This is a genomic window from Streptomyces sp. NPDC001056 (assembly GCF_053598955.1).
The window spans coordinates 90,563-112,357 of record NZ_JBSFLI010000006.1 but is presented as its reverse complement, the minus strand read 5'-3'; the positions used below and the strand labels follow the sequence as shown (position 1 = coordinate 112,357).

General features: G+C 73.3%; 17 protein-coding genes and 1 pseudogene. 6 read left to right on the top strand and 12 right to left on the bottom strand.

From position 1 onward, the window contains the following. Positions 1-102: 102 nt before the first annotated feature. Positions 103-1,176 carry an NlpC/P60 family protein gene (locus ACWDD7_RS09765; RefSeq protein ID WP_450457057.1) on the top strand — a complete coding sequence of 358 codons (1,074 nt, stop codon included), beginning with the start codon at positions 103-105 and terminating at the stop codon, positions 1,174-1,176. 135 nt (positions 1,177-1,311) lie between these two features. Here ACWDD7_RS09765 and ACWDD7_RS09760 read toward each other — a convergent pair whose 3' ends face one another. Together ACWDD7_RS09760 and ACWDD7_RS09755 are read right to left on the bottom strand one after the other, a co-directional pair. Further along, positions 1,312-2,058, bottom strand: a complete 747-nt coding sequence (locus ACWDD7_RS09760) for a LuxR C-terminal-related transcriptional regulator (RefSeq protein ID WP_450456957.1) — start codon at positions 2,056-2,058, stop codon at positions 1,312-1,314. Continuing rightward, positions 2,055-3,344 carry an ATP-binding protein gene (locus ACWDD7_RS09755; RefSeq protein WP_450456956.1) on the bottom strand — a complete coding sequence of 430 codons (1,290 nt, stop codon included), beginning with the start codon at positions 3,342-3,344 and terminating at the stop codon, positions 2,055-2,057. Before ACWDD7_RS09755 ends, ACWDD7_RS09760 begins: the two co-directional genes overlap by 4 nt. 221 nt (positions 3,345-3,565) lie before the next feature. Here ACWDD7_RS09755 and ACWDD7_RS09750 point away from each other — a divergent pair, with 221 nt between their 5' ends. Both ACWDD7_RS09750 and ACWDD7_RS09745 read left to right on the top strand, forming a co-directional pair. Further along, on the top strand, positions 3,566-5,161 hold the full coding sequence (locus ACWDD7_RS09750; RefSeq protein WP_450456955.1) for a PspC domain-containing protein: 1,596 nt from the start codon (positions 3,566-3,568) through the stop codon (positions 5,159-5,161). After that, positions 5,148-5,357 carry a hypothetical protein gene (locus ACWDD7_RS09745; protein ID WP_351876422.1) on the top strand — a complete coding sequence of 70 codons (210 nt, stop codon included), beginning with the start codon at positions 5,148-5,150 and terminating at the stop codon, positions 5,355-5,357. The genes ACWDD7_RS09750 and ACWDD7_RS09745 overlap by 14 nt, the downstream gene beginning before the upstream one ends. Before the next feature lie 301 nt (positions 5,358-5,658). On the opposite strand, the gene ACWDD7_RS09740 is transcribed toward ACWDD7_RS09745, so the two are convergent. The 3 genes from ACWDD7_RS09740 to ACWDD7_RS09730 form a co-directional block, all read right to left on the bottom strand. Then, the gene (locus tag ACWDD7_RS09740) at positions 5,659-6,171 is read right to left on the bottom strand and encodes a DoxX family membrane protein (protein ID WP_450457056.1); all 513 of its coding nucleotides are present in this window, start codon (positions 6,169-6,171) and stop codon (positions 5,659-5,661) included. Positions 6,172-6,336: 165 nt separating this feature from the next. Further along, positions 6,337-7,617: a hypothetical protein gene (locus ACWDD7_RS09735; protein WP_450456954.1), complete on the bottom strand. Its 1,281-nt coding sequence runs from the start codon at positions 7,615-7,617 to the stop codon at positions 6,337-6,339. A gap of 220 nt (positions 7,618-7,837) precedes the next feature. Then, positions 7,838-8,632, bottom strand: a complete 795-nt coding sequence (locus ACWDD7_RS09730; RefSeq protein WP_351876416.1) for a class II aldolase/adducin family protein — start codon at positions 8,630-8,632, stop codon at positions 7,838-7,840. A gap of 140 nt (positions 8,633-8,772) precedes the next feature. On the opposite strand from ACWDD7_RS09730, the gene ACWDD7_RS09725 reads away from it, so the two are divergent. Continuing rightward, positions 8,773-9,240, top strand: coding sequence for a pyridoxamine 5'-phosphate oxidase family protein (locus ACWDD7_RS09725; protein WP_351876414.1), 468 nt, complete (start codon positions 8,773-8,775; stop codon positions 9,238-9,240). A gap of 13 nt (positions 9,241-9,253) precedes the next feature. Here the strand turns inward: ACWDD7_RS09725 and guaA are convergent, their stop codons facing one another. Then, on the bottom strand, positions 9,254-10,828 hold the full coding sequence (gene guaA, locus ACWDD7_RS09720) for a glutamine-hydrolyzing GMP synthase (RefSeq protein ID WP_392218410.1): 1,575 nt from the start codon (positions 10,826-10,828) through the stop codon (positions 9,254-9,256). Positions 10,829-11,163: 335 nt separating this feature from the next. Between guaA and ACWDD7_RS09715 the strand changes: the two genes are divergently transcribed. Then, the gene (locus tag ACWDD7_RS09715; protein ID WP_351876410.1) at positions 11,164-11,442 is read left to right on the top strand and encodes a chorismate mutase; all 279 of its coding nucleotides are present in this window, start codon (positions 11,164-11,166) and stop codon (positions 11,440-11,442) included. A 569-nt stretch (positions 11,443-12,011) separates the two neighbouring features. On the opposite strand, the gene ACWDD7_RS09710 is transcribed toward ACWDD7_RS09715, so the two are convergent. The 4 genes from ACWDD7_RS09710 to ACWDD7_RS09695 form a co-directional block, all read right to left on the bottom strand. Next, positions 12,012-13,844: a GMC family oxidoreductase N-terminal domain-containing protein gene (locus ACWDD7_RS09710; RefSeq protein WP_450456953.1), complete on the bottom strand. Its 1,833-nt coding sequence runs from the start codon at positions 13,842-13,844 to the stop codon at positions 12,012-12,014. A 27-nt stretch (positions 13,845-13,871) separates the two neighbouring features. Beyond that, a complete protein-coding gene (locus ACWDD7_RS09705; protein WP_450456952.1) occupies positions 13,872-15,485 on the bottom strand; it encodes a succinic semialdehyde dehydrogenase in 1,614 nt (537 codons plus the stop codon). Between the two features lie 136 nt (positions 15,486-15,621). Continuing rightward, entirely contained in the window at positions 15,622-16,647 is a 1,026-nt protein-coding gene (locus ACWDD7_RS09700) for a serine/threonine-protein kinase (RefSeq protein ID WP_450456951.1), read from the bottom strand. A gap of 47 nt (positions 16,648-16,694) precedes the next feature. Further along, positions 16,695-17,600 (bottom strand): MBL fold metallo-hydrolase, encoded by a 906-nt coding sequence (locus ACWDD7_RS09695; protein ID WP_450456950.1) that lies wholly within the window; start codon positions 17,598-17,600, stop codon positions 16,695-16,697. 80 nt (positions 17,601-17,680) lie between these two features. On the opposite strand from ACWDD7_RS09695, the gene ACWDD7_RS09690 reads away from it, so the two are divergent. Then, a complete protein-coding gene (locus ACWDD7_RS09690) occupies positions 17,681-18,586 on the top strand; it encodes an AraC family transcriptional regulator (RefSeq protein WP_450457055.1) in 906 nt (301 codons plus the stop codon). A gap of 32 nt (positions 18,587-18,618) precedes the next feature. On the opposite strand, the pseudogene ACWDD7_RS09685 reads toward ACWDD7_RS09690, so the two are convergent. Together ACWDD7_RS09685 and ACWDD7_RS09680 are read right to left on the bottom strand one after the other, a co-directional pair. Then, positions 18,619-19,993, bottom strand: a pseudogene (locus ACWDD7_RS09685) (serine/threonine-protein kinase). A 90-nt stretch (positions 19,994-20,083) separates the two neighbouring features. After that, positions 20,084-21,736, bottom strand: a complete 1,653-nt coding sequence (locus ACWDD7_RS09680; RefSeq protein ID WP_450456949.1) for a serine/threonine-protein kinase — start codon at positions 21,734-21,736, stop codon at positions 20,084-20,086. Positions 21,737-21,795 lie beyond the last annotated feature (59 nt).

Sequence of the window (21,795 nt, the reverse complement as noted above, 5' to 3'; positions counted from 1 at the left end):
CGTCCGGCCTAGCGTCCTCCCTCAGGCACCCGGCCCCCCACCGCCGGGTCCGCATCGGTCGTATCGGTTACATCGGTCGCACGAAAGGACGTGACGGTACAGGTGGCAGCGCACCGCAGGCCACGGCAGCACCCGTTCAGGAGTCATACGGCCCGGACGGCCGCCATCGTCGCCCTGGCGGGGGCGGCCACCGCGACGGGCTTCGACGGCACGGGACAGGCCGAGCCCCGGCCGACACCGATCCAAGTGAGGACCAGGGTGGACACCTTGTACCGGGAGGCGGAGACCGCCACGCAGAAGTACGACGGCGCGAAGGAGAAGGCGGACGCGGGCGAACGCCGGCTGAACTCGCTGCGCGACGAGGCCGCCCGCAAGACGCAGAAGCTCAACTCCGCCCGGAACGCGCTCGGTTCCATCGCCGCCGCCCAGTACCGCTCCGGTGACATCGCTCCCGCCTGGCAACTCGCCCTGTCCAGCGCCCCGGACCGCTACCTGGACGCCGCCGCGCTCGCCGAACGCGTCGGTGACCGGCAGTCCGCAGCCGTGTCCCAGGTGCGCCGACAGCTCCAGGACATCGAGCGGTTGCGCGGCGCCGCCCGCGTGGAACTGAAGTCGCTGCGGTCCCACCAGGCCGAGCTGCGACGGCAGAAGAAGACCGTCAGCGGCAAACTGGCGGAGGCTCGGCGGCTCCTGGCCGAGCCGACCCCGTCGCAGCGCGGCCAGGTGACCGGCATGACCGGCACCGACGACACCGCTGCGGGGCGCGCGAGCCGGGCGGCCGACGACACCCGGCCGGCACTGGAGGCCGGCGCCGTCGCGGCCCCCGACTCCCGCGCCGCGGCGGCCGTCGCCTATGCCTTCGCCAAACTCGGCAGCCCCTATGTGTGGGGCGCGACCGGCCCCCACGCCTTCGACTGCTCGGGCCTGGTCCAGGCCGCCTACCGCTCCGCCGGGGTCTCCCTCCCCCGCACCACCTACGCCCAGATCGACGCGGGCCACCGCGTGTCCCGCTCCGAACTACGCCCCGGCGACCTGGTGTTCTTCTACTCCGGCGTCAGCCACGTCGGCCTCTACATCGGCGACGGCCGCATGATCCACGCCCCGAACCCCTCGGCCCCGGTCCGCGTGGCCCCGATCGATCAGATGCCGTTCGCGGGGGCGACGCGGGTGGTGTGAGCGCGGTTGCGGAGGGCGGGCCCGATGGGCGTCCCCGGGCCGACCGTCCCGCAAGGACCGCCGGTCCCGAGCCGAACGCCCCGTAAGGGCCGCCGTCCCTGAGCCGGCCGTCCCCCAGGGTCCGTTCCTCAGGAGTCACACCAGGCGGCGCGCGGTCGCCCAGCGGGTCAGCTCGTGGCGGTTGGACAGCTGGAGCTTGCGCAGGACCGCCGAGACATGGGACTCGACCGTCTTCACCGAGATGAACAGCTGCTTGGCGATCTCCTTGTAGGCGTACCCACGGGCGATCAGGCGCAGCACCTCCCGTTCGCGCTGGGTGAGACGGTCCAGGTCCTCGTCCACGGGAGGGGCGTCGGTGGAGGCGAAGGCGTCCAGGACGAACCCGGCCAGCCGCGGGGAGAAGACCGCGTCCCCCTCCTGGACCCGGAAGATCGAGTCCACCAGATCCGTGCCGGTGATGGTCTTGGTGACATAGCCGCGGGCGCCGCCGCGGATCACCCCGATCACATCCTCCGCCGCGTCCGACACGGACAGTGCGAGGAAGCGAACCGGCTGCTCGGCGTCCGCCATCAGCGCCGCGCACCGGCGCAGCACCTCGACCCCACCGCCGCCCGGCAGATGGACGTCGAGGAGAACCACCTCGGGCCGGGTCGCGGTGATGACGGTGACCGCCTGGTCGACGTCCGCGGCCTCGCCCACCACCTCGACACCGGTCTCGGCGGTCCGGCCGATCTCCGCCTGGACGCCGGTGCGGAACATCCGGTGGTCGTCCACCAGCACCACCCGCACGTGCCGCCCGCTCACGCCGCCGTCCGCGGGCCCGCCGATCCCGGTGGCCTCCGCCGTCTCCGTCGTGCCGTTCGCCTCGGTCGCGTCGCTCATGCCGTCTTCTCCGCCCTCTCCATCTCCAGCTCGACCTCCGTGCCACCGCCCGGAACCGCCCGCAGCCGGGCCGTGCCTCCGTTGCGCTCCATGCGCCCGATGATCGATTCTCTGACGCCCATGCGGTCGGCGGGTATCGAGTCGGGATCGAAGCCCGGACCGCGGTCGCGCACGGACACGAACACCGTCCTGCCCTCGACCTCGGCATAGACCTGCACGGCGCCGCCCTCGCCACCGTACTTGGCGGCGTTCACCATCGCTTCGCGCGCGGCCTGCATCTGCGCGGCGGTCCGCTCGTCCAACGGGCAGTCTCCGACGACGACCACCTCGATCGGCACCCCGTGCTTGTCCTCGACCTCGGCCGCGTTGCGCCGCACCGCCTCGGCGACCGTGTCCGGTTCGTCGGCCTCGTCCTTGCCGGTGCCCTCGGGTTTGTACAGCCAGGTGCGCAGGTCGCGCTCCTGGGCGCGGGCGAGGCGGCGGACCTCGCCCGCGTTGTCGGCGTTGCGCTGGATCAGGGTCAGGGTGTGCAGCACGGAGTCGTGGACATGCGCGGCGACCTCGGCGCGCTCCTGGGCGCGGATGCGCATCAACCGCTCCTCGGACAGGTCCTGGGTCATCCGGACCAGGTAGGGACCGGCGAGCAGGGTGATCCCGACGAGAACGGCGAGCGCGGCCTGGAGTACGGCGCCGAGGTGGGCGGCCGAACCCTGGAGGACGAAGATCGCCGAGACGCCGGCGGTGACCAGCAGGACGCCGGCGGCCGCGCGCACCAGGTTCAGGGTGCGGCGGCGCCCGCCGACCTCGACCCAGCGGGCCCGGCGGGCGTTGTCCGCCTGGCGCCAGACGAGGGCGACACCGGCCGCGACGAGCACGGTCGGTACCAGATAGGCCTTGGCCGCGCCGGTCAGGTTGACGCTGCCCACGAAGACCATGGACACGATGACCATGAGGAGCAGCGCGACCATCTGACCGCGGTCCGGCTTGCGGGCCACGAATCTTCTGCGGCCACCGGGCGCCGTCTCGGCGGCGGCCGGGGACGGCTTGTGTCCCCCGACGCCGCCGACGCCGAGCGGGACGAAGAACCAGAACGCCGCGTACAGCAGCGCGCCCAGTCCGTTGGCCATGAACAGGCCGACGAAGGCGAGCCGGACCCAGATGACGGGCAGCCCGAGATGCCCGGCGAGGCCCCGCGCCACTCCGCCGAGCCAGCGTCCGTCGCCGCTGCGGTAGAGCTTGCGCGGCGGCCGCGGGTCGTCGAGTGGCAGGCTTGCGGCTTCCGGCATGGCATCGATGGTCACACGGCCGGCCGGGGCGGGGCATCAGGGTCGGTCCCCGAGACGCCCCTGATCTTCCCCGATGCCGGATCGGGGATCTCGCTCACCACCCGGTTCCGGCCGGTGCGCGCCGCTCGAACGCGTCCCCGGCCCGTCTCAGGGCCGATTTCAGGGTTCGCCCAGGGTTGTCCCGACTGCCGCCGCACGGCCCCGGCCGTCACCATGGACCCATGACGGATCACGAGCACGCCGCGACGGGTCCGGGACCCGGCCCCGGCCCGCGCCCGGCCCCGGGCACCGGGCCGACGGATGCCGCGTCCGCCGCGACGGGAGGAACGGGCGCGGCCGACAGCGGCTCCGCACCTCGCACGGAAAGCACGGAGAAGGCAGAGAAGGCAGAGAAGACGGACAAGACGAATAAGACGGAGCGTGTGGGCGCGGGCCCCCGTACCCACACGGACGCGCAGGGGCAGGGGCGGCAGGGACAGGGACAGGAAGAGGGACAGCCTCAGGAGCCCGCGCAGCAGCCGGGTCCCGCCGAGGCCGTCCCCGACCGGTACCGGCGCGAGCGCCGGTACAAGATGATCGCGGGCGTGTGCGCGGGGCTCGGTCGGCAGGCCGACATGGACCCGGTGATATTCCGCATCACCCTGGCCGTCCTGTCCGCGACCGGTGGCATCGGCCTCATCTTCTACGGCTTCGTGTGGCTGCTGGTGCCGTACGAGGACGAGGAGGAGAACGAGCTGCGCAAGCTGCTGACCGGCAGGGTCGACGGCCAGGCGCTGGCCGCCGTGCTGTTCGCCCTGGTCGGCTGCGGGGTCTTCCTGACCATGCTGAGAAACGGCGGGACGCTGGCCTTCGCCGCGGTGCTCTCGCTGCTGCTCGCCGGCGCCGGGTACTGGTCGCGGCGCCGTGGCGCCCCCGATCCCGACCCGCTCGCCGCGCAGGCCGCCGCCGACGCCCCGCCCGAGGCGCAGGCGCCTCCGGTCGTCGACGTCTACCCCTCCTGGTGGCGGGACCCGATCGTCAAGGACGGCACCCATGTCGGCGGCACCGGCTATCTGTGGGGCCCCGGTGACGCGCGCATCCGGGAGAAGGACCTGCTCTCGGTCGTCGACGTCCGCCTCGCCACCCCCTGGACCCACCCCGGTGCCGCCCGGCGGCAGCCGCGCCCCGCGCCCCCGAGGCCGCGCGGACCGCGCTGGATAGGCGGCCCGGTGTTCCTGCTGGCGCTGCTGGCGGGCGGCCTGGGCACCGGGCTGACGTGGCACGACCACGCGCTGGGCGCCAGCCTGCAGACCGGACTCGCCTGCGCGCTGGCCGTCTTCGGCCTGGGCATCGCGGTCAGCTCCTTCCTGGGCCGCACCGGTACCGGCACGGTATTCCTGGCGATCGTCACGGCGGCGCTGCTCGGCGGAACGGCGGCGATGCCCCGGGACATCACCACACACTGGCGGGAGACGTCCTGGATACCGGGCACGGCGGCGCAGGTCCGGCCGGCGTACGAGTGGGGGACGGGCCGGGGCACCCTCGACCTGACCCGGGTACACCCGGCCAGGGGGCGGACCGTCGCCACGGCCGCGCACATCGGCGCGGGCCAGTTGAAGGTGATCGTGCCGGCCGACGTGATCGTGCGGATGAGCATCGACGTGGGGGTGGGTGACATCAGGTTGCCGGGAGAGAACGGAAAGGACGTGGACGTGCTGCCGGGGCAGCACAGGGATGTGACGCTGGCGCCGGCCGAAGGCGGCAAGGAGGGCGGCACCCTGGACCTCACGCTTGAGGTCGGGGCGGGCGAGGTGGAGGTGGATCGTGCTGCGTCATGAGTTCCGGCCCGGGAAGCTGGTCGCCGGGCTGTTCCTCGCCGCCACCGGTGTGGTGTTCGCCGGGGACGCGAGCGGCCTGTGGGAGACGCCGTGGTTCGCGGTCGTCCCGCTGGTGGTGGGCGGCATGTGCCTGGCCGGGGCCACGGCGGCCCTCGACCGGGCGATACGCGGGCGGGGCGGGACCGAGAGGGACTAGGCGACCGACAGCCTCCGGCGCCGCTGGTGGCCGACGGCGCCGGGATCGCGGACGACCGACGGAGCGCCGATGAGCAGCCGCGCCCCGGCGAACCGTTGAACCCTGGCGAACCGCCGAACCACGGCGGACCGCTGATCCACGGCGAACCGCTGATCCACGGCGGACCGCTGAACGCCGCGAGCCGTCGGGTGTCCCACGAGCCTCCAGGGTCCCGACGGGCCGTCAGAGTCCCGGTGGCCGGCTCCGGACGCGCTTCGGAGATGTACCGAAGACGCCCTGGAGGCAGGGTCCCAAGGACCGGCTAGATGTAGCCGAGGGACCGCTGCCGGCCGCGGGCGCGCCAGGCGGCGTCCAGGGAGAGGTAGGGGGCCCCGGCGAGAATCAGGGGGAGCCAGGCCATCAGGTAGGCGAGGTCGTTGCCGTAGTAGTAGGGGGTCGTCGCCCAGCTCATGGTCAGCCACAGGCTGAGGGAGATCAGCGCGCCGCCCAGGGCGGCCAGGCGGCCGAGAAGGCCGAGAAGGGTGGCGATGCCGACGGCCAGTTCACCGAGGGCGATGGCGTAGCCGAAGCCGACCGGGCTCTTCAGGGCGAGGTCGATCAGGGCGGGGAGGGCGGCGGTGCCACGGGCCGCGCGCATGGTTTCGCCGATCGAACCGGCGCCGGTGGCCTTCATGAAGCCGCTGTCGGTGAGCTTGTCGAGGGCGGCGTAGAGGAAGGTGACGCCGAGGAAGACGCGCAGGGGCAGCAGGGCGTAGTGGGCGGCGGTGTCCCGCCAGCCGCTCCGGCCGTTCAGCCGGGTGGTGCGCGTCTCCATCCGAATACCGGTCATCCTGCCTGCCGCCTCTCGCCCGCCGTCCCTGCCGTCCCCTCCCGCCCTCACGACCATATGTATGACAAAGAGGAGACGCTCAATCACCTCCCGGTGATTTTTCTGGATTTAAGGCGTTCGTATGAGAGGAGGATCGCGAGCGGGGGACGCTCACTCGGTGATCTGGACCGTGTAGCGGTTGGTCGGCACGCCGGCCGCGGTCACCACCTGGACCTCCACCGAACCGGGTTCGACGTCGGCCGGGACGGGGACGGTCAGGACGGTGTCCGTGGGATTGCGGAAGCCGCCGGTGACCGGGACCAGCGGGACGTGGACATCGACGGCGCCGATGCGGACGACCATGCGGGAGAGGCGTTCGGCGGTCCCCGCGCCGGGCGGGACGAAGCCGGTGCCGCGGATCTCGATGTCGTCGCCGGTGCGGATCGGCCCGTCCAGGTCACCGGGTTCGCGGGCGCGGACCACGGAGAGGATGGCCGCCCGGCCGCCCTCCGCGTACTTGCCCGCCAGATAGGTGGCGGCCGAGATCAGCACGACGACGGCGAGCCCCCAGGGCAGGTCGGGCAGCTGGTCGGGGCGGCGGGCCAGTCGGACGGCGGCGAAGACCAGGGCGACGGCGCTGATGGCGACGTACTGGATGTCGGTGAAGGCGCCCCGGCCGGAGTCGTCGGTGAGCAGGTCGGCGGCGCGCGGGCGGTGGGCCGGCACCTTCTGCAGCCGCTGGGCGAGGATGCGCAGGCCGACCACCCGGCGGACCAGGACCGCGATGCCGCACACCACGGCGAGGACGGTCGCCACGCCGGCGCCGCGGGCGAGGTCGAGGCCCGAGATGAGCGCGTCGCGCTCGGCGTGGTCGGAGGCGGCGGCCAGCCGGGCGGCGAGCAGCAGGACGGCGTAGCCGATGAACAGGACCCAGCAGACGGCGACGGAACGGGAGGTGGACATGCGATGGTCCTCGCCGATCACCGGGGCGAGAGCGCCGCCGCGCGCCCGGTGGAACCAGCAGGCGGCGGTCAGCGCACCGGCCACGACGAGGGCGGCGAGCAGGGCGGCGCTACGGGCCGCGGTCCAGCCGGTGCCGATCGCGGTCAGCGCCTCGCCGAGCAGCAGGGCGACGACCGCGCCCCACACCGTGCACAGGGTGCGCAGCCACAGCCGGGTGAGCCACATCTCGCCCTCGGCGCGGCCCCGTTCTGCGACGGCCTCGGCGCGCTGGGTCAGTTCCTCGGAGACCCACTGGCGGGAGGCCGAGGGCGAATAGGCCACGGCGGCGGGCAGGCCCTGTCCGGCGGCGAACTCGTCGCGGCGCCGCAGGAACGCGGCGACAGCCCGCCGGTGCCCCTCCCGGGCGCCGTGCGGACAGTCCCCGCAGCCGCAGCCGCCCTCGTGGACGCCCTCGGCATCCGCGCCCTCTCTCGCCTCCTGCACCGCCACGTCCGACGCCCGCCTTCCCCGCGACCTCGCGGCACGGCCGCCGGCCCCCTCGGTGAGCCGTCCCGCCGCCGTGCAACTCCCCTGCCTCAAGAGCGAATTGTGCCCTACCAGGACCGTCCCGGGGCCGCCGACATGATCCTGACGGGTGAACCGTCGAGCGGTTTGTTGACACGTCCGTCCGCTCCCCGGGCGTCACCCCCTCGGCCGCCCCGCCCGGGGCTCAGCTCAGCAGGTCGGGTTCGCTGCGGGTCACCTCCTGCCACAGGGGCTGGTAGTTGATCCAGGCGACGAGGTCGCCGCCGAGTTGTTCGCGGGTGGCGACGGCGAGTTTGTGGTCGATGAGGACGGGGCGGCCTGCCGCGCGGGCCAGCAGCTGCACCTGGCAGGAGCGGTCCATGGACAGGAACCACCAGGCGGCGGCGTCCACGGAGTCGCCGACGGTGAGCAGCCCGTGGTTGCGGAGCACGAGCGCCTTGCGGGAGCCGAGCGCGGAGGCGATGCCGCGGGCCTCCTCGGCGTCCACGGTGACTCCGGTGTAGTCGTCGTACAGGGCGGCGTCCTCGTAGAAGGCGCAGCTCTCCTGGGTGAGGGGGTCGATCAGTTCGCCGAGGGCGGCGAGGGCGCGGCCGTGCACGGAGTGGCAGTGGGCGACGGCGACGACGTCCGGGCGGGCGGCGTGGACCTGGGCGTGCACCGTGAAGGCGGCCTGGTTGACGTGGTAGCGGCCCTCGACGACCTGTCCGTCCTGGTTGACGAGGACGAGGTCGCTGACGGTGACGTGCTTGAAGGGCATGCCGAAGGGGTTGACCCAGAAGCAGTCGCCGAACTCCGGGTCGCGGGCGGTGATGTGGCCGGAGACGCCGTCCTCGAACCCGTTCCGTCCGAAGATCCGCAGGGCTCCGGCGAGCCGTTCCTTGCGGTGCCGGCGCTCGTCCTCGACCGAGTCGTGCATCGGCGGCATGGCGAACTGCAGCTGGTCGGTGGGCAGTGGCGGCGGCGGGGTGGGCCCGGCCATAGGTCCTCCAGCGCTGGTAGGGCGGTACGGCCGGAAGTTACCGCCGGTCAGCGCAGAAAGGCAGGGCTGTTCCGTAAAGATGGCGCGCAGATGAGAAAGGCGACAGAAGGTGTCGGGATCGGGGAGCACACTCGGCCGGTATGAACTGGGCAGACTTCATCGCGTCCGAACCGGGCCTCGCCGCGGCCGTCGAGGAGCGCTTCGGCGCCTTCCGGCACCACGTCCTCGTCACCCTCCGCCGGGACGGCTCCCCGCGCACCTCGGGGCTGGAGGTGGACTTCCGGGCCGGCGGGCTGTGGCTCGGCATGATGCCGGGCTCGCTGAAGGCCCGCGATCTGCTGCGCGATCCTCGCTTCGCCCTCCAGGCCAATCCGGGCGAGGGGACCGGGATGGCCGGCGGGGACGTGCGGATCAGCGGGCGGGCGTACGAGGTGGGGGACGGGGAGACGAAGGCCGGGTACGTGAAAGAGGTGGAACCGCCGGAGCCGTTCCACCTCTTCCGCACCGAGTTGACCGAGGTCGTGAAGACCTTCGTCGAGGACGATCGTTATCTGGTCGTCCGGGTCTGGAAGCCGGGAGAGCCGGTGCGGACTCTCAGGCGGACCTGAGCCTCGGGGAGGCTCACTCCCACTCGATGGTGCCCGGCGGCTTCGAGGTGACGTCGAGGACGACGCGGTTGACGTCCCGGACCTCGTTGGTGATGCGGGTCGAGATGCGGGCGAGCACGTCGTAGGGCAGCCGGGACCAGTCGGCGGTCATGGCGTCCTCGGAGGAGACGGGACGCAGCACGATCGGGTGACCGTAGGTGCGGCCGTCGCCCTGGACGCCCACGCTGCGGACGTCGGCGAGCAGGACCACCGGGCACTGCCAGATGTCACGGTCGAGGCCGGCCGCGGTCAGCTCCTCGCGGGCGATGGCGTCGGCGTCGCGCAGGAGGTCCAGGCGCTCCTTGGTCACCTCGCCGACGATGCGGATGCCGAGGCCCGGACCCGGGAACGGCTGGCGCTGGACGATCTCCTCCGGCAGGCCCAGCTCCTGGCCGACCATCCGGACCTCGTCCTTGAACAGCTTGCGCAGCGGCTCGATCAGCTTGAACTCAAGGTCCTCGGGCAGGCCGCCGACGTTGTGGTGCGACTTGATGTTGGCGGTGCCGGTGCCGCCGCCGGACTCGACCACGTCCGGGTACAGGGTGCCCTGGACCAGGAACTCCACGGCCGGGCCCTCGTCGGCGATGATCTCGGCCTGCGCCTGCTCGAAGACGCGGATGAACTCGCGGCCGATGATCTTGCGCTTCTCCTCGGGGTCGCTGACCCCGGCGAGCGCGTTCAGGAAGCGCTCCTCGGCGTCGACGACCTTCAGCTGGACGCCGGTGGCCGCGACGAAGTCCTTCTCGACCTGCTCGGTCTCGCCCTTGCGCATCAGGCCGTGGTCGACGTAGACGCAGGTCAGCTGGGAGCCGATGGCCTTCTGCACCAGGGCGGCGGCCACGGCGGAGTCCACGCCGCCGGACAGACCGCAGATCGCGCGCTTGTCGCCGACCAGCTCGCGGATGGCCTCGACCTGCTCCTCGATCACATTGCCCGTGGTCCAGGTCGGCTCCAGGCCCGCGCCGCGGTACAGGAAGTGCTCCAGCACCTGCTGGCCGTGCGTGGAGTGCATGACCTCGGGGTGGTGCTGGACGCCGTAGAGCTTCTTCTCGTCGTTCTCGAACGCGGCGACCGGGACCAGGTCGGTGGACGCGGTGACCGTGAAGCCCTCGGGGGCGGCGGAGCAGGCGTCGCCGTGCGACATCCAGACCTGCTGCTCGGCCGGGGTGCCCTCGAAGAGGGTGGAGGACGTCCGGGAGACGTGCAGGTCGGTACGGCCGTACTCACGGGCGCCGGTGTTGTCGACGGTGCCGCCGAGGGCACGCGCCATCAGCTGGAAGCCGTAGCACATGCCGAAGACGGGGACGCCGGCCTCGAAGATCTCGCGGTCGAGGCTGGGCGCACCCTCCTCGTAGACCGACGAGGGACCGCCGGAGAGAATGATCGCCGCGGGCCTCTTGGCGAGCATCTCCTTGACCGGCATGGTGCTCGGCACGATCTCGCTGTAGACCCGCGCCTCGCGGACGCGTCGGGCGATGAGCTGGGCGTACTGCGCACCGAAGTCGACGACCAGGACGGTGTCGGGGGCAGTGGGAGTCGCTGATGACACGGGGTGCCTTCTGGTGGTCCGGGCGGGGGTCTGTACTACGAGTCTAACGGTGCGGGCGCACAGCCCTCCGCCGAGCCGGGACGGCCTTGACGGGGGCCACCAGCAGAGGGACGGCCCGCCCGCCGTACCGGGCGTGGCATACTGGCCGCATGCTTCAGCACGCGACCTTCGTCTTTACCTATGGCATCCGGCCCGCCGGCTGCCATGGTCGTGCTGCTCAGCGAAACGCTTGAGCGACTTCACCAGGCGCCCCGGGCCGACAAGGCCCGGGGCGCCTGTCGTTTTCCGGGTCACGCCGTTCCGGGGCATCCACCTCACGATCAGGAGCCCCCGACATGACCACCACCTCCCCCGAAGAGACGGCCGCGACGCCCGAGGCGACCATCGCCGCGGCCCGGGAGCGCATCGACGCGATCGACGACCGGATCATCGGCCTCATCCAGGAGCGGACGGCCGTCTCCGCCGTGGTCCAGCAGACCCGTATCTCCTCCGGCGGCCGGCGGGTCAGCCTCTCCCGCGAGATGGAGATCCTCGGCCACTACCGCGAAGCGCTGGGCAAGCCCGGCACCGCGCTCGCCATGACCCTGCTGGAGCTGTGCCGGGGGCGCATCTGACCCCACCCGCGCCCGAGCGTTCCATCCCGCCCACGCCCCCGTGGGTGCCCAGCGGTGCGGCGGCCAGGCAGCCCGGCTGATTATCCGACGTAAGTTCGGCCGCCGTCTCACCCGTACGGCGCGTGACCGCCTCGCGCACGGCTTCGTTAGGGGGGTGTCCGTTCCAGCCAGGGGCGGGCCCGACAGAACCACGCGTGGCTCACTGGGGCGATGAGGCGTACGGGTCGTGCCGTACGCCGTGGGACCTCGCTCCAGGGAAGTGACCGGACGGCAGGGGACAGCAGCCCGGTCACCAAGAGAACGGTCGGCTCCGGGGACGCCCGGAGCCGACCGGCGGAATCCGCACGTGCACCGTCCTGTGCACCGCAGACAAGAAGAAAGGGACCTGCATCCCCCTCCGAAGGCAGGTCCCTCCCACCGTCCTCTTGATCCGGCAGCAGGTTTGATCTGCGGCGACGGAGGAGGGTTGTGCCCGCGCCGGAGAATTCTCCGTGATCCGGGTCACACCGGAGGGGACCCGCGGGCACCAGAGGAGCCCACGAGCGCCGGTGAAGCCCGCCCCTCGTCCGCTACTCCTTCGGCCGCACCGTCGGCATCCCCAGGAACGGCAGCCGCAGCGCGCCGAACGCCTCCGCCGGGACCGCGGGGGACAGCGGCTCCACCGGCTTCAGCCGCTCGTACGCCGCTCCCTGCGCCGGCCGCGGGTCCTCCTCGCCCTTGTTCGGCCAGAAGGACATGGCCCGCTCGGCCTGCGCGGTGATCGTCAGCGAGGGGTTGACGCCCAGGTTCGCGGAGACCGCGGCGCCGTCCACGACCGAGATGCCGGGGTGGCCGTACAGCCGGTGGTACGGGTCGATCACCCCGGTGTCGGCCGAGTCGCCGATCGGGCAGCCGCCGAGGAAGTGCGCGGTGAGCGGGGTGCCCATCAGCTCGCCTACGTTGCTGCCGGGGAAACCGTTGATCTCGGCGGCGAGCGCGGAGGCGGCCTCGGTGGCGGCCCTGATCTGCTTGGGATTGGGCGCGCCGTGCCCCTGCCGCGCGGTGAGCAGGCCCTTTCCGATGCCGCCCGGCTTCAGGTACGTCGTCAGCGAGTTGTCCAGGGACTGCATGACCAGGCCGATGATGCTCCGCTCCGACCAGCGCCGGTTGGACAGGGAGCGCAGGACGAGCGCGGGGTGCCGGGCCGCGTTCGCCAGCCAGGCCAGCGCCCGCGAGGAACCGTCGGTGTACGGCACCTGGAGGATGGACAGCCCGCCCATCGCGTTGGAGCCCTTGCCGTAGCGGACCGGCTCGATGTGGGTGTTCTCGTCCGGGTGGATCGAGGAGGTGATCGCGACGCCCTTGGTGAAGTCGGCCCGCGGGGCGCCGTGCGCCTTGCGGTACCGGCGGTCGTCGGTCTGCGCGCCGACCAGCGCTTCGGAGTTGGTACGGGTCAGATCACCCAACCGGGCCGAGACATAGGGCAGTTGGCCGTTCGCCTTCATCCGGTGCAGCAGGGTCTGGGTGCCGTAGGTACCGGCGGCGATCACGACCCGGCGCGCGGTGAAGAGCCGGCCCGCGCCCTTCTTCCTGCGGTCCGTCGGCAGGGTGGCCACCGCGTACCCGCCGCGCGAGTCGTCGGTGACGGACACCACCGTGGTCATCGGGTGGACCACCGCGCCCGCCTTCTCGGCGAGGTGGAGGTAGTTCTCGTTCAGCGTGTTCTTGGCGCCGTGGCGGCAGCCCGTCATGCACTCGCCGCACTCGGTGCAGGCGTTGCGCTCCGGGCCCGCCCCGCCGAAGTACGGGTCGGGGACCCGCTGCCCCGGTGACGCCTTCGCCGTGCCGTCCGCGTCCTTGCCGTCGCCGAAGAAGACGCCCACCGGCGCGAAGTGGAAGGAGTCGCCGACGCCCATCCGCTCGGCCGCCGCCTTCAGGTGGACGTCCGAAGGGGTCGTCGTCGGGTTGAGCCGCACGCCGAGCATCCGCTTGGCCTGGTCGTAGTACGGCTTCAACTCCTCCTGCCAGTCGGTGATGTCCTTCCACTGAGGGTCGTCGAAGAACGCCTTCGGCGGCACGTAGAGGGTGTTGGCGTAGTTGAGCGAGCCGCCGCCGACGCCCGCGCCGGCCAGCACCATCACGTTGCCCAGCAGATGGATGCGCTGGATGCCGTACATGCCGAGCTTCGGGGCCCAGAGGTAGTTCTTCAGGTCCCAGGAGTTCTTCGGCAGGGACTCCCGGGTGAAGCGGCGCCCGGCTTCGAGCACGCCCACCCGGTAGCCCTTCTCGGTCAGGCGCAGGGCCGACACGGACCCGCCGAAGCCGGAGCCGACCACGATGACGTCGTAGTCGTACCCGTCATGCGCGCCTTCCCCGTCGTGCCCGTTCTCGTCCCGGGTCTGGACAGACTTCTCCTGCGACACGTGCTCTCCTCGTCGAGAACGGGGTTTCTAACGGAACCGGAATGCCTTCAGCAGCCGGAGACTCGTGGTCATGAAGCGGGCGTAGCCCTCGTCCGTCATGCCCAGGGAGGGCGCCATCGGCAGCAGCCGCTGCTGGGCGACCGTCTGGGCCTCGGTGTACTTGAGGATGCCCTCGGAGCCGTGGCGGCGGCCGAGGCCGGAGTCCTTCATGCCGCCCATCGGGGACTGGACGCTGCCGTAGGCGGGGGCGTAGCCCTCGTTGACGTTGACCGTGCCGGTGCGCAGCCGGGCGGCGACGGCGCGGCCGCGGCGGGCGTCCCTGGTCCAGACGGAGGCGTTGAGGCCGTACGGCGTGGCGTTGGCGCGCTCGACGGCCTCGTCCACGTCCGAGAAGCGGTAGACCGAGACGACCGGACCGAAGGTCTCCTCCTCGCAGACCGCCATGGAGCCCTCGACGCCGTCGAGGATGGTGGGCTCGAAGAAGTAGGGGCCGATGTCGGGCCGGGCCACACCGCCCGCGAGCACCTTGGCGCCCTTGTCGACGGCCTCGCGCACGTGCCGTTCGACGGTCTTCAGCTGGCGCTCGCCGACCAGGGAGCCCATCTCGGCTCCGTAGGCGAGGGAGTTGCCGAGCCGCATGGCCTTGGTGCGGGCGGCGAAGCGCTCCAGGAAGGCGTCGGCGATCGACTCGTGGACGTACAACCGCTCGATGGAGATGCAGAGTTGGCCGGCGGAGGAGAAGCAGGCGCGTACGGCGCCGGCGGCGGCCTTCTCGATGTCGGCGTCGTCCAGGACCAGCATGGCGTTCTTGCCGCCGAGTTCGAGGGAGACGCCGATCAGCCGGGCGGCGGCGCCCTGGGCCACCTCGCGGCCGGTGCGGGTGGACCCGGTGAACGAGACGTAGTCGGCGTGCTTGACCAACTCGGGTCCGACGACCGGGCCTTCACCGATGACGACCTGGAAGACGCCCGCGGGCAGCCCGGCCTCGATCAGCAGATCGCGGGCCCACAGGGCGGTGAGGCAGGTCTCGGTGTCGGGCTTCATCACGACGGCGTTGCCCGCGACGAAGGCGGGCAGCGCGTCGCCGACGGACAGCTCCAGCGGGTAGTTCCAGGGCGCGATCTGGCCCACCACCCCGCGCGCGTGGCGCAGTTCGGTGACCTTCGTCAGGGTCGGCACGGCGCCCGTGTGCCGCTTGGGGCGCAGATAGGCGGGGGCCTTGCGGCCGTAGTGGCGGGCCGCGACGGCGACGGCCAGCACCTCCTCGTGCGCGTGCAGCCGGGCCTTGCCGGTCTCCAGCTGGACGAGGTCGAGGACCTCGGCCTGGCGCTCCAGGAGCAGGTCGTGGAAGCGGAGCAGGACGGCGGCCCGCTGCCGCACCGGGGTCCGCTCCCACACGGCCTGCGCGGCGCGGGCCGCCTCGAAGGCCGTGAGCACGTCCTCGGGGGCGGACTCGGGCAGGTCGGCCAGCTTCTCGCCGGTGAACGGCATGTGGTTGGCGGTCCGGCCGGAGCCGGCGACGCCCTTGGTCAGCCGGGCCACCAGCTCCGGGGTGACCACGTCGGCGGCGGTGCGGGCCCCCTCGGGGGAGGGCGCGAGGGGGTTGGTACCGGCGATGTCCGGGGCCTGCGTGTCCGTCATGAGGCGCAGGGTATGCCGCGGCGAACACTTTGTGTACCCGTCGGTAACGGGGATTCACGGAGTACTCACACTCTGCCAGTGATCACTGGCAACAAATGGCCTGATCAGGGGGTTGCCGGTTCGAACACCCGCCCGATCAGTCGCCCGCGGGTTTTTTCGCGCGGAAGAGCGTGAGAGTGGTGAAGGGGGTGCGGCGACGGGGTGCGGGCCGGGGGTCCGACCGCCGCCCGGGGTCCGGTTGCGGCTGCGGCTGCGGCTGCGGCTGCGGTACGACGCCGAGGTCCCGCCCGCCCCGTACGCCGGCCGGTTCCGGTACGTCCGCCACCCCCAGGTACGCCCGCAGCTCCGCCGCCACCTGCTCCGCACCCGGCCGGGCCTCGGGCCGCTCCGCGTGCAGCCGGTCCAGGAGGGGGCCGAGCGCGCCGGGGTCGGTGTCGCCGAGAGCGGCGCGCAGCAGGGCGCCCAGCGACCACAGGTCGGAGGCGGGCCCCGCACCGGGACCGGCCGCGCGCTCGGGAGCGACGAAGGAGGCACCTGCATCAGACCGCTCCCCGCCGAGCCGGTCCGCATCGGACCGGTCGCCACCCGACCCGTCCCCACCATGCCTGCCCCCACCGGACCCGCCGCCGAGCGCACCCCCGCCGGCCCCGTCCCCGATGCCGAAGTCGGTGAGGACGACCCGCCCGGTGCCGGACTCCAGCAGCACGTTGGCCGGTTTGAGATCGCGGTGCACGATGCCCACGGTGTGCGCGGCGCGCAGGGCGCCGAGCACGGCGAGCCCGACGCGAGCGGCCTCGGCGGGCGGCAGGGGCCCGCGGCGCAGCGCCTCGCCCAGGGACTCGCCCTCCACCAGTTCCATCACGATCCAGGGCACACCGGCCTCGGTGACGACGTCGTACACGGTGACGGCGGACGGATGCCGCACCCGGGTGGCCGCGCGGGCCTCGTGGTGGAGCCGGTGGGCCAGCCGTCGGCTCTCCTCGTCCTCGGCCGGATCGCCGGGCAGCGAAGGCTCCTTGACGGCGACGCGGCCGTGCCCCCCGTCGCCCTCGTCCCAGGCACGCCAGACGGTTCCGGCGGGTCCGGTGCCGAGGCGGTCGGCCAGCCGGTAGCGGCCGCCGATCACACGTGCGCCGAGCGGGTGTTCGCCGTCTTCAGCCATGTCCCCATCAGTACCGCGCGCACCACGCCGTTGTCGAAGCGGGACCGTCAGACGGCCCACCGCCGCAGCGTGAACCCGCCGTTCTCCGCGCCCACTTCGACGACACCGGTACCCGGGAAGTGCGCGGGAATCACCAAGGCTCCTTCGTCCGCCGCCCGTTGCAGCACCCGCCGCCGGGTCGAGGCCGCCTGCCGCGGATCGAGGCAGAAGCAGCTGTTGCACCCGGGCCGCAGGATCTGCACCGGGCTGTGCAGCACGTCGCCGACGAACACCGCGTGTTCACCCCGGGAGGAGATCCGCAGCACGGACGATCCCGGGGTGTGCCCGGGGGCGGGCTCCAGGCGGAGATGCTCGTCGACGCGGTACCCGTCCTCCCATACGACGGCCTGCCCGGCCCGGTGCACGGGGGCGATGCTGTCCTCGTACAGCAGCCGGTCATCCACCCGGGCGCCGCCCGCGTAGCCGCCCTCGGGGCCGAAGTAGCGGTCGTCGGGAGCCGGGAGCAGATAGGTGGCGCGCGGGAAGGTGGGCGTCCATTCCCCGTTCTCGTCGTGGGTGTTCCAGCCGACGTGGTCGCCGTGGATGTGGGTGTTCACGACGACGTCGACCTCCGCCGGGTCCACCCCGGCCCGGCGCAGCCGTCCCGGGAGATCGCCCGGCTGCCGGTGGAACAGCGGGCTGCCGGGCCGCTCCCGGTCCCGTCCGACCCCGGTGTCGACCAGCACCGTCCGGCCGCCGCTGCGCACCACCCAGGTCTGGACCGCCAGCACCGCCATGTCCCGGTCCGGTTCCCAGTACCGGGGCGCCAGCTCGCCCGCGTGCTCCCGCCACACCTCTGCCCCGCAGTCCGGGACCAACCGCCGCGCCGGCACGAGGGGCCCCTGCCGTTCCACGATCCGCAGCACCTCGACATCGCCGACCACGAATGTCCGTACGTCCTGTTCGTCCTCCATGTCCCCGAATCTAGGAACTCGGTGTGAGCATTCCAATGCTCTTCTTGCTCATCCGGATACGCCGTCGTCTCATGGAGGGCATGGATGTGGTGAGCGACGCGATCTCCGCGGTGCGGGTGGGCAGCCCCTCCTCGGACCGGCTCCGGGTGAGCGGCGAGTGGCGGGTGCGGCTGCCGCCGTACGAGGGGGCGGGCTTCCATGTCGTCCTCGGCGGCAGCTGCCGGCTGTTGCGGGACGGCGACGGCGGCGATCCGGTGACCCTGGGCCCGGGGGACGTGACGCTGCTGCCGCACGGGGCGGCACATGCGCTGACGAGCGTGCGGGACGGCGGCGAGGTCGAGCTGCTGTGCGGCAAGTACCGGCTCGACCGCAGCCGTACGCATCCGCTGATGGCGGAGCTGCCGCAGGTGGTGCATCTGCCGCACCGGGTCGGCGAGCATCCCGAACTGCGATCCGCCGTCGACCTGTTGGCCCGGGAGCTGGAGGAGCAGCGGCCGGGTGGCTGTCTCGCGCTGCCGAGCCTGCTGGACCTGCTCCTCGTCTACATGGTCCGCGCCTGGATGGGCCGGGCGCGCACCGGGGCGTGGCCGGCGGTGCTGAACGACCCGGTGACGACGGCCGCGCTGCGGTCCCTGCACTCCGATCCGGCGGCCCCCTGGACGGCCGAGCGGCTGGCCGCCGAGGCCGGGGTCTCGCGGGCCACCCTCGCGCGCCGCTTCACCGCCCTGGTCGGCCGGCCGCCGATGGCCTACCTCACCTGGTGGCGGCTGACGCTGGCCGCGGCCCGGCTGCGGGAGTCCGACGCGCCGCTCGCGACGGTGGCGCGCGAGACGGGGTACGGCAGCCCGTACGCCCTCTCGCACGCCTTCAGCCGGGAGTTCGGGGTCACGCCGGGGCGGTACCGGGACCGCGGCGCCCCGGCGCCCGACCGGGCCTCGGAGCCCCTGGTCCACGAGATCCCCGCTCCCGGCGTCCCGAGCCCCTGACCTGCCGGGCCCGGCCCCCGGCACCTCGCCCCTCAGAGCTTCCCGACCTCCAGATCCGCGATCGCCGCCCTCGCCACCTCGCGGCCCCGCTCGGTGAAGTCGCCCTTGCCCGGGTAGCCGACGACCAGCTTGTACATGTCGCCGGAGCGCGTGCGGTAGTAGAAGACCTGGAGTTCGCGAGGGCGCGGGTCCTGGCTGTCGTCGGTCGTGTAGGTGACCGTGTTGCGCGCGGCCTCCCGGCCCTTGTAGGTGGCGGTGTCGTCCGGGCGCGTCTTCGCGCCCTCGGGCATGTCCAGGGAGGGCCGCCACCGCGGCGCCCGACCCCAGCCAGGCGGTACGACCGCGACGCCGGCGGCACGACACGGGCGCTGCGGCCGGCGCCGACGGGGCCGAAGGCCGGACCACCCGCTGGGGCGCCGGCGGTCCGACCGCCTCCGTCAGCAGCGCGCGCACCCGTTCCGCGGACGGCCGCTGCGCCGGGTCCTTCCTCAGCAGCCCGTCGATGACCTCGGCCGGCGGGCCCGCAGCCGCGGCGGGCGGGGCCGGGGTCGCGGCGGGCGGGGCCGGGGTCGCGGCGGGCGGGGCCGGGGTCGCGGCAGGCGGGGCCGGGGTCGCGTTGAGGACGGACTGGAGGGTCGCCGGGGTGTTGCTGCGCCGGAACGGCGACACGCCCTCCGTCGCGGTGTACAGCAGCACGCCCAGGGACCACGGGTCGCTCGCGGGTCCGGGCAGCTGCCCCAGCACCCGTTCCGGGGCGACGTATTCGGGCGAGCCGACAAAGCCCCCGGTGTCCGTGAGCCGCGTGTCGCCCTCGATCCGGGCGATGCCGAAGTCGGTGAGCACCACCCGGCCGTGCCGCCCCAGCAGCACGTTGTCGGGCTTCACGTCCCGGTGCAGGACGCCCGCCGCGTGCGCCGCCTCCAGCCCGCCGAGCACCTCCAGGCCGACCCGGGCCGCCTCGCGCGCGTCCAACGTGCCCTCGTCGAGCACATCGCCCGGCGTGCGGCCGTGCACCAGCTCCGTCACGAGCCAGGGGCGGCCGTCGACCACCGCGACGTCGTACACGTTCACCACGGCCGGATGGTCGAGGCGGGCCGCGGCGCGGGCCTCGCGGCGCATCCGTTCGAAGGCGTTGGCGCGTTCCCGTTCGGGAAGGTGGTCCGGTACCCGGGGTTCCTTGACGGCGACCTCGCGGTCCACGGTCTCGTCCCGGGCCCGCCACACCGTGCCCATCCCGCCCCGGCCCAGCCTGGCCGTCAGCCGGTAACGCCCCGCGATCAGGGGCCCGGGTGCGGCGGCCGGGCCCGGCACCGGTATCGCGTCCTGCCGTGTGCGCGGCCTCGGCGGCCGAAGGACGAAGCTCGTCGTGTCGTCGGCCGGCCGGCCCGCTCCCCCGTCACTCTGCATGCACCATCCCTGTCGCTCCCTCGCGCCGCCGAGCCACTCGCCGGCGGCACCGGTCACGAACCCGTGACGCGGCGCACCGGCGCACGGCGGTCAGGAGGGTGTCGCCGAGAACGTGTCCAGCGCGACGTCGAAGTACTCCCGCGCCTCGCGCACCTTCCCGACCGGCGCCGACACCCACACGTCGTACAGCCGTCCGGACTCCTCCCAGCACAGGTCGTACGTGTGCCGGGGGCCCTCCGCCGCGCTGTACCCGTTCCAGGTGAACTCCCAGAGCGCGGCGGGGTGTCCGGCGTGCGTGGTGCGGGTGACCCGGCCGTCGCGGTAACCGGGGTTGGTGACCTGCCCGCCCGCCGCCTGCGCCTGCATCACCGCCTGCGGACCGCCGGGCCCGGGCGTGCCGACCTTGACGCCGAGGCGGTACGTCCCCTCCGGCGAGAGGTAGAAGACCCGCTCGCCCTGCGGACTGCGGGTGAAGTCGTCGGGCACGGCGAGCGAGAACCCGGCGGGGTCCCTGGCGGTGCGGTAGCCGGAGGGCGCGGTGCCGGGACCCGGGCTCGGCGTCGGGGAGCCGGGCCGGGACGGGGCCGGGGCGGAGGACGACGGCGCGGGGCGCGTGCCGGTCCCGTTCCCGGTCGCGGGCGTCGTCGCCGTGCCCCCCGGGCTCCCGCCGCCCCCGCTCTCGTCCCGGTTGAGCAGCAGCGTCGCCGCCGACCCGCCCGCCGCCGCGAGCGCCGCGACGAGCAGCGCCGCCAGCAGCACCGCGCGCGTCGAGGAGCGTCCGGGCGGCGCCTCCGCCGTGCCCCCGGGCGCGCCGGACACGCCCGGCCGGGCGGGCGGCTGTGGCACGGGCTTCGGCGGACGCCCCGTCCCGAGCCGGTGCCCGCGCGGCGCACCCGGCGCCTCCGGCGCCCGCCCGGTCTCCAGATAGACGCGGAGCATCCACTCGGCCTCCGCCGCGCCGAGCCGGCGGTCCGGGTCGCGCTCCAGTAGCCCCCGCACGACGGGCAGCAGCGGCTCGGCCTCGACGGGCGGCCTGATCTCGGCGGCGACCACGGCGTGCAGGATGCCGCCGAGCGAGTCGCGCCGGAACGGCGACTCGCCGCTGAGCACCGTGCACAGCAGCGCGCCCAGCGACCACAGATCGGACTCCGGGCCGGTACGCACCCCGGACATCCGCTCGGGCGCGGTGTACTCGGGCGAGCCGACGAAGGAGCCGGTCTCGGTGAGCGTGGTGGCGCCCTCGACCTGCGCGATGCCGAAGTCGGTGAGCACGACCCGGTCGGTGCCCGACTCGATCAGGACGTTCGCGGGCTTGATGTCCCGGTGCAGCACCCCGGCCTCGTGCGCGGTGTCCAGGGCGCTGAGCAGGGCGATGCCGATCCGCGCGGCCTCGACCGGGGTCACCGGACCGTGCCGGGCGATCCGGTCGGCGAGCGAGCAGCCGTCGATCAGCTCCATGACCAGGTACGGGCGTTCGTCCTGCTCGACCACGTCGTGCACGACGATGATGTGCGGGTGCCGCAGCTGCGCGACCGCGCGCGCCTCCCGGAACGTACGGTCGCGGCGCCGCCGTGCGTCGTCCTCCGGGAGCGAGTCGTCCGCGAGGATCTCCTTGACCGCGACGAGCCGGCCCAGCAGCTCGTCGCTCGCCCGCCATACGACGCCCATGCCGCCGCGCCCGATCCGCGCCTGGAGGCGGTAACGGCCGGCGATCACCCGGAAGTCGGCGCCCTCGGTCCCCATGCGCCCATCATGCCGCAACGGACCCATCCGCTCCGGGGCCTCGATCGGCCAAGCCACGC